This is a genomic window from Sphingobacterium suaedae (assembly GCF_042684625.1).
In the GTDB taxonomy this organism is placed as follows: Bacteria; Bacteroidota; Bacteroidia; order Sphingobacteriales; family Sphingobacteriaceae; genus Sphingobacterium; species Sphingobacterium suaedae.
On record NZ_JBHULR010000021.1, the window covers coordinates 59,065 to 72,715 of the forward strand.

Sequence of the window (13,651 nt, forward strand, 5' to 3'; positions counted from 1 at the left end):
TATGTTATAACGTAAGGTTGAGCTCCATGCCAAAATATGGAGCGGATTTATCGTCCCTGTCTATTCGCATACCGTATTGCGTGTAATCGGGCTGGTAAACCAATAGACGGTTTATGAACATCGCAATACGTAACTTTTCGCGGATGATTTTCGTAGCTTTCAGATTCACCTGTAGATCGATCGGAACCGTCCGTTTCCGAAAAGTAATCGGGTCGGTCTTCCGGTCAAAATAGCGAAGTATGGGATCGGTCCTATCTTCCTCTGTATAGATATGGTATGAGCCCGATATATCGTAATAGCCGACGGGAAGGTCGCTCTTTGGGCGCGTTTGTGACGTTTTCCACCAAATGTTTTGAGCGAAAACGGCTATGTTCAAACCAAGTCTAGGCAAATAGGAGTCTACCGTCAGATTGGTATTAAAATTTTCACGGTAATAGTTATCATTATCCAGATAAGCGGCAAGATATTGTTTAATGTTTCCATCGATGATGACGTTAGAGGACATCGTGTTGTAGGACATGAGTTGATCACGGGACACGGTTTGATACCAAGCACCGTTTACGGTAAACCGTGTGTTGATTCCCGCTAGACGTCTCGAGGTAAACTGGTATTCAAGCCCCTCTTTTATGCTCGCACTACCATTGTTGGTGATGCGATAGCTTTCATAGCGTGCAACATCCCGCCATGTGAAATCCGTCAAATCGGGTTTCGCAGAAATGGAATTCGGATCAACAGATTCTGCCTGATATTGTCGGTAGTTTATTATGCTGTAGTTGCTTTCGGATCGGAAACCATTAAGTAGTCGATCCCGAAAATACGTAACCGACAAGCGATTTCCACTGTACGCCAGTTGTATTCCCAGTTCCCACTTCTTGGAGACTGCGACCTCTAGCGCCCGATTTGTTGGATCGACAATGGTGGTGTTTGCCCAGGCCAGACGATAGTCGGGATTATTGTGATAGTAGTTTAATTCTGGAATACCGATATATATGTTCTCAGGATATAAGTATATCAAGGTCGGCGTTAGCGCCTGTTGTCCGTATCCGCCAGAGAGGGATGCTTTCAGCGGTTTTCCGTGTAACATCATATCCGGAAGATGCAGCTTGCTATTCCATCGAGGTTCGATATATACGCCGCGTGCGGCAACATAATCTTGGCTCAGATTGGTCAACATAACTGCGCGCATCCCCAGCCCATTTTCCCAAGAAAATCTTCCTGTTCGTAACCGGAATGTATCCTCCGCAAAAAAAGCCAGATTATTATGTGCTGGCACAGCGTCAAATCTTCTAGGACGGGTCGAAAGATCGTCCGTTAAGGGATAGTTTAAATCGTATTGTTGCCCTGCTCCCAAATTTTTACTGTACCGGTTTTCCAATCCCGTTTTTACCTGGTGGTCGGTCAGCCATTTAAAACGCCATGTTGAAACGGCTTTAAAAGAGAGGTTCAACGGTTTGTCCGAAAGTTGTACGTGTGCTACATAGGTGGGAGTAAGATACGATACCTCATGCGATCCTTCTTCCATCGCATTCAACAATAGTGTCGCCGAACGGGTTTGCGTAAGTCGGTCTATCTCGACGCGGTTGTCACCGAAGTTTACACTTGCCGAAAGGTCAAGACGTCGGAAGGCACTATTCTTGTCCCGGTTTGAAACAGCCAACCGATTTGAAAACGCATAGTTTCGCTTTTTGGACGTATAACGATCTGTTCCTGCATAGTTCACATCGGGATCGAAGCGCACGCCATCGATTGTGGTATTCACATCTAAAGCATGTCCCCACGTCCAGATAAAACGCGAAGACTGCCATTTTTTTTCTCCGCGTGCAGAAGCGTTAACTCGTTTGAAACTAGTAAATTGATCAGTGGGATTTTGGTTAGCATGCAAATATCCGCCATCTATATTTAACGTATAGGCTTTACGTTTAAAATCTAAACCTTTACCTATACTGAACAACTTACTAAAGCCGTCCGCTTTCATACGTGCAGACCATGGCGTAACGCCTTTTATTCGATCGATCAATATAGCTCCGCTGGTGAGGTCGCCGTGCTCAGCCGAAACAATCCCCCGCATGATCTCTACTTTTTCGATATTATCTGTCGATATGCTACGCATGTCAATACCGGTAAACGTGTTGTCACGGGCGCCATGCGGAGTGCTGGTGTTGGATGTTAGATTTGATATCGTTCCCATATTTGCAGCCGAGTTTAGCACCATGCCATCTATGCTAAATTGTGTACCCAATGCATTTGTGTTATACCCACTTGATATGGGATCCCCATCACGAAGATCTATTTTATTGTTGGTCGTTAAATTGGGATCGACAGCTCGGCCGCCTGGCAAGAGTTCTAATATATCCGTAAAACTGGAAGGCTGCAGTAGCTCCATTGCTTTTTTATCGATAATGGAGCTGGTTCCAAGTCCTTCGGATTCCTGGGCCGTTACGTAAACCTCGTCGATATTAACCTCCGCAGGAAGTAAAACGATATCCAATACGATATGGCTGGTAACGACTACTGGGCGTAGCTCGGGTTTATACCCTAAATGACGGCATTGTAAGGTGTACGTCCCCTCAGGAATATCCGTAAACACAAAAGATCCGGTTGCGTCGATATGACCTTGTCGTTGCAGCGGCATCAGGAGAACAGAGCCTGCAATGAGAGGCTTGCCGCTTCTATCCTTTAGTGACCCACGAATGGTATACGGCTGCGCACTGAGCGAGATATAAGCAGAAAAACTCAGAAAAAAGATCAGAACAACCTTCATTTATGGGTATTTATAGAATAATGTCGCAAAATAACGCAAAAAAAGAAAACAATCCTACAGCTATTTTAAATAAATCTAAATAAGAACCCGTCGTCCTACTTATTTTCTGTCGGTGAGAACTGATGTTTTCGATGAAGTCTTCCTGTGACCGGCATGTTCTGTACGCATTCCTAACATTCGAAGTTACCGAACGGTTGATGTATAAAAAGCAAAGGGTATCATTGAGCAGATAGATTTCCAATCGCGTCGTATCGTATCGAATTGTGTTTTTAACTATCCCTCTATACACTCGGCGAGGGAGGCAAGCTCTTGGAGCCTTAAGAAGGATGTGTGTTCATGACAAGAAGCTTGCCGCGTTGTTGAGGGTAAGATCAAAACCATCGTCTGATTGGATAGCGTATCCGTATCTTGAGAATATACAATAAGAAGGGTTGAATACCCTATGCGGGTGCCGCAACCCTTCTGCCGAAGTCCGTTTGTAGAAACTGGGTAAGCAATCGCGACATGCTCACGCCAGTTTCTTGGATTTCTTACGATACGCCAGTGCGCACCTTATATCCTTTATTGGCGTACCAAAATATGACCAAATAGCATATCAACGGTACGATATAGCCAATTTGCGTATTGTCATCTGCCCGATCTATGATACCGCCGGTGAGGAAGGGAAAGATTGCTCCGCCCACGATAGACATGATCAGCCAGGACGAAGCTTGCTTGGTGTCGTCGCCGAGGCCGGTGATACCTAAAGAGAAGATGGTCGGGAACATGATCGACATGAAAAAACCGAGTCCCCCCAAGGCATAAAGTACGACCATACCAGAACCAAATATCGCCGTAGCCGCCAACAAAACGGAAATAAACGCATATACGGACAACAGACGGGGTGCACCGGTATACCGCAGCATGAACGTACCTACGAATCGGCCGATCATGAATAACAAACCGTATACACCGAGATAATAACCCGCAGTCTTTTCATCAACCCCGGCACCTTGCTGGGCCATACGGATGAAGAAACTCGTTACACAGACCTGTGCACCTACATAAAAAAACTGGGCAAGCACAGCGAACGCCAGGTGTTTATGCCGAAGGACAGCAAAAAAGCTCTTGTGCTGGCTTGGGTTTCCTGTTTCTTCGGCGGTCTTAATCTCTGGTAATTTTACAAAAATAAACAGGATAGCCACGATCAATAGGACCAATCCAAGTGTCAGATACGGTAGTTTCACGGACGAAGCTTCATGTGTCAGATAGGCCAGTCGATCGGCTTCCGCCATCGCCTGCAATTCGGCTTCCGAATAGCTGGTTCCTGAGAGAATAAACACCGTTCCCACGATAGGTGCTACCATGGCCGCAAGTCCGTTGAACGAGGCCGCTAGGTTCAATCGGTGTGTAGCCGATTCAGGGGCCCCCAATACGGCGGCATAAGGATTTGCTGCCGTTTCCAAAACCGCCAATCCGCAGCCGATAATAAACAACGCCAGAAGAAAAAGTTCGTACATCCGAAGATCTGCCGCGGGAATAAACAAAAAAGCGCCCAGTGAAAAGGTGATCAAGCCGATGATGATCGACAGTTTATATCCCCATTTTCGAAGCAGATAACCGGCCGGTATGGCCATCACAAAATAAGCAAAGAAAACGGAGGTATCCACCAAAGCGGACTGACTATTGTCGAGTTGACAGGCTTTCTTTAAATGTGGAATAAGTACGCCATTTAAATTATGAGCCATTCCCCACAGAAAAAAGAGACTCACTACCAATATAAATGGAAAAAGGTAGTTCCTAGTGCCGGAGGCTGATGCGGCGAGCTGTGCGTTTGAATTGACTTGCATATTGTGCTTTATAAAATTTAAAAAATCAGCTACGCGGTCTCACTTGGCTTACGTTTAGCCAATAAGATATGATCAGCCACCAACACGACCTGTCCATGTTGATTGATGATTTCGACGTGTTCGATCACCGTACCAAAATCAGGATTTTTAGCATCCGATTTTTCGGAAATGGTTACTTCAGCATGGATCGTATCCCCAATAAATACAGGTTTAACGAAGCGTAGTCGATCATATCCCTTTGAAAAAGCTTCGGGATTGATCACAGACGCTGTCAGTCCAATACCGATTGCAAAGATCATGGTGCCATGGGCAATACGTTGTCCGAACGGCTGGGTTTTGCACCACTCGGCATCCATATGGTGCGGAAAGAAGTCGCCCGTATGCCCGGCGTGCACCACAAAATCCGTTTCGGTGATTGTTCTGCCCAAGGTCACCCGCTTATCATTCAGCAGATAATCCTCAAAAAAAATAGATTCAAAATGCATAAAGAAAAAATAAAAGTCTACTATTAAAACCGAGCTTACGCGCTCATCGAAAATACATTAAAACAACATTTCCCATCTCCTCCTCGGAGAAGGTCTGGGAAAGTTACGGTCATTTCAGGTCGTACGGTTGTAATCGATGGACTGCCCGCCTTGACGGCTACTTTGATAGGCTGCCTCCACGACCGCCATAGTGTCAATGACGTCTTCTACCGCCGCTGGTAACACGGCGATTTCGCCGAGCTTATAGCGCATGAGACTGCCCATACTGCCGATAAACGCATCCGGAAACCATGATCCTTCAATCGGAAAGGGCACCCATTCGGTTGTACCGTTCGCATCTGTTATACCGTATTCGAAAACGTCGGGGACACCGTGCGGATAATCCATTAGAAGTCCCATCTTGGCTTTGATTGCCCCCTTGGTTCCCTCCCACTTGATAAAACTTTCTTGATGCCGTGGGCCAAAATCATGATCATGATTGGTATTCACGACGGCATGCATCGTATCTCCGTAGTCAAACAGCAACGTAGTGCGGCTGGACGACAGTTCCTTTGCAGGATGCTTTAGCGTTTTCGCATAAATAGAAGCAGGGTTACCCAAAAAGGACCGGATTAGATCGATGTAATGCACACTATGGTATAGGATCTCTAACCGTGGGTGAACCATGACATGCGGGAACAGTTCCCAGGGCGTGTTGACGGTTACGCGAACTTCCATATCATAGAGCTGACCAATATATCCATTTTCAATGAGCCATCGGGCAGCATTGACAAACGGAGCTTGTCGCAGCTGACAATTAATTGCTGCGATCAGTCCTTTGCGTTGACAAACTTCCAGGATCGCTTTACTTTCCGGAAAATAATCGCCCATTGGTTTTTGTATCAAGACTGCCGCACCATGGGGTAATGCCTCCAAGGTTTCGATAAACTGGTTTGGCATAATGGTGATGTCATATACGGCATCTGCTGGAGCTTGAGCCACAGCATCTGCCACGGTATCGTATACCTGTGGAATCGCAAATTCCTGCGCCAAAGCTTCGGCTTTCGCGCGGGTACGATTGACAATGCCATGCACATGGAATCCCGCTTTTTTATACGCAGGTAAGTGTGCATCTTTTACAATTCCGCCAGCACCGATGATCACGATGGGCAAGTTCTTCTGCGGTAGGATCGCGCGGTAGGGAATATCTATCATGTTAACTTATTTATTTGTTGTTGGGCTGCTTGCAGCAGCACTTTGCTATCCGTATCCGTGTGTATAGCCTGATTGACCATATGATCAATACCATGCGCTACGGCGGCCCAATTGCGCAGTCGCGGCAATGTGCGTGCCGTTTCATGGAGCTGTTCCAGTTTGGAATAAAACGGAATACGATTGTTTATATCAACGTCTGTCCAAGTTGTCCGGCGGCATCCCACACCACCTGTCAACGTGAGTTGCTTATCTTGTTCAGCCTGCACAGCAAACCGCAAAAAGTCGTACGCGCTGTCTTTTTGGGTACTTCCCTCGGCAATGGTGTATAACCAATAGACATTGAGCGAAGGAGCGGTAAACCCTTCGCATGTGGGAATAGGAGCGATATCCACTTGGCCTTTTACCGCTGAAGCGTTATCAATATGTGCCCACGAAGCGAATCCGAACCAATTCACCATCATCGCAACTTCGCCACGGGCAAAAGCTCGACCAGCCTGTACGGACTCGTAATCCAACGATCTGGGATGCAGGCCGCAGGGTTCGCGAAATAGCTTGCGATAGAAATCTAAGGCTTCTATTGCCGCCGGTGACACTAACGAGACGTGGCCGGTGCCGGTCGTGAGCTCTCCACCCCGCGCCCATAACTGCATACAAAAATCAAAAACAGCATTATGCCCGTCGGGATAGCCGCCGAAGACTGTCCCGTATAGTCCTTGTGCTGGACGATGGAAAAAAGAGGCTACCTCCAGAAATTCACTCCAGGTTTGAGGAGCCCGTAGTTCGCGTCCATACTGCTTCAGAAATTGCTCTTTTTCCGTTGCTGCTTCGAAGAGGTCTTTCCGCACGACTAAACATTCTGGTCCATCATGAAATGGCAATCCGTATAATTTACCATCAAACCGTTGCAACTCCATCAAACTCGGAGCCCAGGCATTCGTTCCTCCTTGAGGGGGTTTATTTATCAAATATTGATCCAGTGGTTGTAGACTTCCCGTCTCATACGCTTCTGTGATCCAATCGGTGTTGACGTGCGCGATGTCCCACGTTCCATTTTGAAGCCCTTTTTTCTGAAAAAGCGCTGTATATAGTTCTTCCAGATCCATGGGTACAAACTCGATTTCGGTATCCGACGGATACAGCGTTTGATAACGGGACCATGTATCTGCTAACGCCCGTTCGAACGGGTCGAACTTCCGTACCGCAAAACGTAATTTAGCCATATAGCTCCTTTTTTAGTTGTTCGGTATGTTCCCCCAACTTGGGCGATCCGCGCTCTGCCTTGATCAGTTCACCGTCGATGCGTATCGGACACCGCGTGGTATCATAACCAAATCCATCCTCCATGTATACCCGCTGTACCATATCCAACACCTTAAAACCGTCATGCGCTGTCAACCGGTCCCAATTCAGTACGTCCGCGCACCAAATATCGGCGGCTTCCAAGATAGCAAGCCAATGTGCGGTTGTCGCTGTGGCCAAATGCTCCGACAAAATATCTTTGATGGTGCTACGTTCTTGAAAAGCTTGTTGGCCATCAGTAAATCCCTCCAGCGAAGAGCACGACAACAGTCGGCCTAACAGCGGGATAGACCCCATCGCTAGTGCCAAAAATCCATCTTGCGTTTTATAAATACCGTAGGGTGCAGCGAGGTAGGCATGGGCATTGCTTACCGTCGTCCGTTGCGGTAACTGCTTGCCGTCCCTAAAGTATGTCGTTACCGCCTCAAACTGAATATCGACAGCAGAATCTAACATACTTACCTGAACCCGAGCGCCAACTTGTTGTATGGCACGGCGGTACAAGCAGGCCAATAGCGCACTGCACAAATTCATGCCGGCAAACATGTCCACGATGGACAGCCCCATCGGCACAGGACCATGATCGGCATCGCCGCTTAACCAGGTCATTCCCGTGAGCGACTGAAGCAACAGATCCTGCCCGGGATTTTTTGACCACATACCGTGTTCTCCGTAGCCCGATATCTCTCCGTAAATGACGTTCGGATTGATCGCCCGTACAGCTGCATAATCGAAGCCCAGCCGCTCCATCACCCCCGGGCGGAAATTGTGCATCACGACATCAGCCGTCCTAATCAAATCCCAAATTACTTGCCGGTCCGCTTCGTGCTTCACATCGAGTGCAACACTTTCTTTATTGCGGTTGATGGCATGAAAAACCGTGGACATTCCATTTAGAACCGTATCGGATGTATACATATGTCGGCAGATGTCGCCCGTGAGGGGTCTTTCAATCTTGATGACGCGCGCGCCTAGATCAGCCAATCGCAGGCTGGCCAGCGGGCCGGACAGAAACTGACTAAAATCTACTACCGTAAAATCTGCTAAGGGCAACATACTAATCCTTTAAAAAATCTTTTGCAATCTGTTCATTATCTTGTCCCACTTTCGGAGCGGGCTTGGTCGCATATAAATAGGTTCCATCTATCTGGTAGGTGCTACGCGGTGTGTGTAAGGATGTTCCGTCCTGTAGCTTTATTTCCTGCAACATATTGGATTCGGCAAATCCCTGTCCATCCAAAAATTCGCGGTAGTCGCTTACTGGCGCACACCAAATGCCTTCGGCCTGTAACGTGACGATCCACTCATCGGTATCTTTCCCCACGAACGTTGCCCCCAGTTCTTGCATAATGCGGTCCCGATCGGCGAACCATGTGCCCCGATCCATATAATGCGCACCCTCCAGGCCAATACTCGAGGCTATTTTCGACAGGTCGCCCATAGCCAAGGCTAAAAATCCGTTCCGTGTTTTATATACGCCATAGGGAGCGCTGAGATATGCATGCCCCCCGCCTCTTGTTTTTGCTCGCTGAGGAAGTTGTCTACCATCGTTGAAATAGGTCGTCAACACTTCAAACTGCATGTCCAGCGCCGATTCCAACAAACTTACTTCAACCAATACGGCCTGCTGCGTACGGGAGCGCTTCAGCAATGCCGCGAGAATACCCTGAGTAAGGTGTGTAGCGCAATACATGTCAATTACTGCCAGACCAAAAGGTACGGGATTGTCGCCATCGCTTCCGGAGAGCCACGTCAGTCCGGACATCGATTGGACCAACAAGTCCTGCCCCGGCTTTTTTGCCCATGGACCTTCCTGCCCGTACCCGGTTACGGTCGCATAAATAATCTTCGGATTTAGCGTTCGGACGTTTGCATAGTCTAAGCCAATTTTTTCCATCACTCCGGGACGAAAGTTATGCGTAATCACATCGGCTTTCGCGATCAGTTTCCGAATCGCTTCGAGATCCTCAACATTTTTCAGATCGGCGGCATAGGACTCTTTATTTCTATTGATGGTGTGGAAGACCAAGCTGCTATCATCCACAAATATATTCTTGATTGCTATTTGGCGCCCCCCCTCTCCACTTCCGGGACGCTCGATCTTGATAACGCGGGCACCCAAATCTGCCAACCGTAGTCCCGCCGTCGGCCCGGCCATAAATTGAGAGAACTCCAGTACTACTAAACCTGCTAATGGTCGATTATCCATGCACATCATCTATTCGTTGTGATTCTTTATACATATCGTTGAGCGCCGCCAATACGGAGTGTTCGTCGCCCCCTTCTTTCAAGTAGCGGACAACCACGTCGCCCGCGTGGTCTTGGAAATGCATATGTCCAAAATAACGAGGACGCAGGAATGCGCGCTGCAAGGTAGGCAATGTATTTTGAAAAAAGTCTGCTGTATTCGCATTTACTTTCTTGTTTTCCCATGCTTGTAAATGTCCCGGCTGTCCTCCATTTTCGACATACAGGGTAGATTGTATCGCTGGGGATCCGACAAAACGGGCATAATCTACCGCAACGTCTACATACGCACTACGTGCCGACACGGCTAAACCAGCCCCGCCAAGCGTACTGATCATCGGTCCGCGCTCGTCTAAGGAGACCAGATCATGAAAATGCAACAGTTTACGTCCATAGCCTTCCCGTGCGTAATTCGAGTAACCATAAGCAAACGGACAATACACAATCTCATCATTGTTGACCATATCTTCAAAAACCATAAATGGATTTTTAGCGTAGAAACGTGCATCCGTTAGGTCGGCTAACGACTTAAATAGCTGTAAAGCCTTGACTCCCGTCGCTTCGCTCACCACGGCGTCGGTTCCTGCACAAGGAGCCTCGCCAAGCGAGCAGCAGAACATGTAAAAGCTCATGAGCACATCGACCGGAATAAGCGAAAAAGCTACTCGCCCTTGTCTAGCTAGGGCCAGCACATCGGCAAACGTTTGAGGTAAAGACAATCCTAACTCGGCCAATAGATCTGGTCTACTCGCCGCTACGGGGGTTGCCGCATCAATTGGCAAAGCCCATTGCTTACCTTCAAAATTATAACTGGTATACGATTGGCCCACGCTGTTGGCGCGCTGATCTTCCAGGTATTCTTTTTCTAGGTAGTCGTCATAAGAAACCACCATTTTTTTTGCCGCTGCGTGACCTGTCCAAGGATGGTCAATAACGAGCAGATCATATTCTGCAGCGAGTTGCTCAATAGACTTGTCTGCAAATTCTTGGAGCGTGCGTTTTTTCCAGACAATTTCCACCTCCGGGTGGAGTTCTTCATACCGTTGGGCTGTAGCGACCATTGGCACGAGACCGCGGGAATGCCCCCATGTTATCCCTTTCAATTGAATCTTTTTTGTCATCTGTCCCTTTATTTTTATTTCTATCCAAACTTAACCGACTGCTCTTAATTAAACACCATGTATAGGCCAATCATAACGACAAACAGGATCCCCCAAGCCCACTTTACTTTTGCGGTAGGTTTTTCCATTTTCCATGCATATGCCATTTCATTTTCCTTCTCAAATGCCGATTTGCTCACCGTTAGGGATACACCAATCCCTAACACGAATAAGAACAAAAACAGGTAGAAAGAAAGTAAGAGGTAGTGTGGCCAGAAGTCGTAAACATCCTTCGGAAATACCCATAGGTAAAGCACTCCTGTTCCCAAACTCAGTACGGCACCAAGCGTTAGCAAAACATTTACAGCCGCTTTATTCGTCCGCTTCCATAGTACAGCCAACAGGAACACCACGGCGAGCGGCGGCGCAATAAAACCAAGTATGGACTGGAAGACATCAAATAAGTTGAGTCCTTTGATCTGATCAATGGCAATAGCCATGAAGACCGCCACCAGGCAACCGACGACAATGGTATAACGGCCTATTTGCGTGACCTCTTTACTGTTCGCTTCTGGTTTGATGTGTTTGAGATAAATATCCATCGTAAAAACTGTACTCAGGGAGTTCAGCGAAGAACCAATTGTTCCGACCAGCACAGCAATCAACACAACAATTACAAGACCGTTCAATCCGGTGGGAAATAGGTTGGTCACCATGGTCATATAGGCCAAAGAAGGGTCTTCCAACCCAGGGAACAAAATGTAACAGATAATCCCGGTTAAGATAAACAAGGGCAAGGAAAGTATCTTTAGCCATGCGATGAAGTTAACGCCGAGCTGTCCTTGTTCAAGGTTCTTCGCTCCCAATACCGACTGTACCATCGCTTGATCGGTACAGAAAAAGGCGATGGCAGCCACAGGATATCCCAATGCAATAGCGTACCAAGGATAATCGGGATCACTGGCAGGACGGATAAGGGACCAATAATCGGGAGGCGTGCTTTCGACCAATACCTGCCATCCTCCGATTTTTGACAGCCCCAAAAATGTCAGCAACGCCGACACCAAAATGAGCAATATCATTTGAAAGATATTGATTTTTGCCACAGTTTTCAGTCCGCCGGTATAAGTAAAAAGCCCGGCCAACGCAACCAAAACGGTTACCGACTGCCACATTGGGATTCCTAAAATCTGCCGGACCAAGAAACCTCCGGCGAACAGCCCCAGTGACAGCCAAGAGATCAACATCTTTACTAGGGAGTACCAGGCCAAAATGGTTTGCGTATCCGGACCAAATCGACGGCCCATGAATTCCGGTAATGTCCGCACACCGGAGACTAAATAACGGGGGGCAAAGACCACGGCTAACAAAAACAAGAATACAAACGCGTACCAATCGAAGTTAACCGCAACAATTCCCGTGGTGTAGCCTACAGTAGCAAATGCCAACAACATAGAGGGGCCTACGTTCGTGGCCCACATATTGAAGCCGATGCTATACCAGCTTAGCGACTTTCCAGCCAGAAAATGTGCTTCGCCATCGGCGCGTTTACGAGAAGAAAACAAACCGATCGCCAACAAGGCCAGTAGGTAAGCCACCACAATGCCATAGTCAACAATAGTCAGTTTATCAACAATATTGTTCATCTTATGCCCCTAAATTAACGTTATACTTCGTCAATAAATCTTTAGGCCGGACGGGTTTTCCGGTCGACAAGGATTCGTCCATGGCTTGCAATAATGCAATAGTACCAATTCCTTCTTTCATATCTGGATAAGCCGGTTCGCCCGAACGGATAGCCTGAGCGAAGTGTTCCAAGTAGTTCTGGTATTCGCCTGCGTGATGGCTTTTGCCTTCGAAGCGGAAGTAGTGTTTTAGTTTATGCTCCCAGGTTACGATACGTTCTTCGCCGGTTTTATCGGTAATTGCATAGCGTAAATCCATGTAGTCTGCTTGACTTGCCCCTTCCGTACCACGCAGGATACAACTCATTTCACTATCTCGCGTAACAGGCTGCACCGGCCCTGTATAGGCGCCACTGACCCGTGCAACGCGTCCGTCTTCGGCTTTAAAGATAAAATGCATGGTATCGGCATTCTGCAGGCCGCCCTTGCGCCCATTTGCGCTCAGCATACCATACCCCATTACCTCCTCAATATTGGGTAAATACCAGCGTATAAAATCGACCGGATGACTCAAGCCTCCATATAACCATTTGAATGAAGATTGCAGCGACCATGGCTTTTCCAAAAACCAACGATGATCCGCATGGTAATACCCTTCAATGGTAATCAACTCGCCTATCAGTCCGGCTTCATAATCTTGACGTTGTCTTTTTACAGGTTCGAAAAAGCGTGAGCTTTGACCAACAAACACCCGTTTGTTCGTTCTTTCGGCTAATTCGAGCAATCCGTTGGCGTCGGCCAAATTATCTATGAACGGCTTCGTGCAGATCACGTGCTTACCGTGCTCCAACGCCTGTCGAATATGCGTGGCATGCAGGTGATCCGGTGTATAAATCGCTATCGCTTCAATATCTGGGTGTTGCAACAGGTCTTCGTATCTCGACGTATACTGCTGAAAATCGAACTCTTTCATACGTTTACGTCCGAGCTCTTCGTTCAGATCACAGATCTGCACCAATTCGATATGTGGACTTTGTAACGCCGCCGACATCGTACTGCGGCCCTCTCCTAAACCTAAAATCCCTAGTCTTAATTTGTCTGTTGATTGCAT

10 protein-coding genes are annotated in these 13,651 nt (G+C 47.5%); all 10 read right to left on the reverse strand.

Annotated elements, in window-relative coordinates:
- Nucleotides 1-4: 4 nt before the first annotated feature.
- Nucleotides 5-2,761, reverse strand: a complete 2,757-nt coding sequence (locus ACFSR5_RS19700; RefSeq protein WP_380906231.1) for a TonB-dependent receptor — start codon at nucleotides 2,759-2,761, stop codon at nucleotides 5-7.
- 530 nt (nucleotides 2,762-3,291) lie between these two features.
- On the reverse strand, nucleotides 3,292-4,590 hold the full coding sequence (fucP, locus tag ACFSR5_RS19705) for an L-fucose:H+ symporter permease (RefSeq protein ID WP_380906232.1): 1,299 nt from the start codon (nucleotides 4,588-4,590) through the stop codon (nucleotides 3,292-3,294).
- A 29-nt stretch (nucleotides 4,591-4,619) separates the two neighbouring features.
- Nucleotides 4,620-5,075, reverse strand: coding sequence for a MaoC/PaaZ C-terminal domain-containing protein (locus ACFSR5_RS19710; protein ID WP_380906234.1), 456 nt, complete (start codon nucleotides 5,073-5,075; stop codon nucleotides 4,620-4,622).
- 114 nt (nucleotides 5,076-5,189) lie between these two features.
- On the reverse strand, nucleotides 5,190-6,269 hold the full coding sequence (locus ACFSR5_RS19715; RefSeq protein WP_380906235.1) for a Gfo/Idh/MocA family protein: 1,080 nt from the start codon (nucleotides 6,267-6,269) through the stop codon (nucleotides 5,190-5,192).
- Nucleotides 6,266-7,489: an extracellular solute-binding protein gene (locus tag ACFSR5_RS19720; protein ID WP_380906236.1), complete on the reverse strand. Its 1,224-nt coding sequence runs from the start codon at nucleotides 7,487-7,489 to the stop codon at nucleotides 6,266-6,268. The genes ACFSR5_RS19715 and ACFSR5_RS19720 overlap by 4 nt, the downstream gene beginning before the upstream one ends.
- Nucleotides 7,482-8,624, reverse strand: a complete 1,143-nt coding sequence (locus ACFSR5_RS19725; RefSeq protein ID WP_380906237.1) for a CaiB/BaiF CoA transferase family protein — start codon at nucleotides 8,622-8,624, stop codon at nucleotides 7,482-7,484. Before ACFSR5_RS19725 ends, ACFSR5_RS19720 begins: the two co-directional genes overlap by 8 nt.
- 1 nt (nucleotide 8,625) lies before the next feature.
- Nucleotides 8,626-9,777, reverse strand: a complete 1,152-nt coding sequence (locus ACFSR5_RS19730; protein ID WP_380906239.1) for a CaiB/BaiF CoA transferase family protein — start codon at nucleotides 9,775-9,777, stop codon at nucleotides 8,626-8,628.
- The gene (locus tag ACFSR5_RS19735) at nucleotides 9,770-10,936 is read right to left on the reverse strand and encodes an ABC transporter substrate-binding protein (RefSeq protein WP_380906240.1); all 1,167 of its coding nucleotides are present in this window, start codon (nucleotides 10,934-10,936) and stop codon (nucleotides 9,770-9,772) included. The genes ACFSR5_RS19730 and ACFSR5_RS19735 overlap by 8 nt, the downstream gene beginning before the upstream one ends.
- A 44-nt stretch (nucleotides 10,937-10,980) precedes the next feature.
- Nucleotides 10,981-12,561: a sodium:solute symporter family transporter gene (locus ACFSR5_RS19740; RefSeq protein ID WP_380906242.1), complete on the reverse strand. Its 1,581-nt coding sequence runs from the start codon at nucleotides 12,559-12,561 to the stop codon at nucleotides 10,981-10,983.
- Nucleotide 12,562: 1 nt separating this feature from the next.
- On the reverse strand, nucleotides 12,563-13,651 hold the full coding sequence (locus ACFSR5_RS19745; RefSeq protein WP_380906244.1) for a Gfo/Idh/MocA family protein: 1,089 nt from the start codon (nucleotides 13,649-13,651) through the stop codon (nucleotides 12,563-12,565).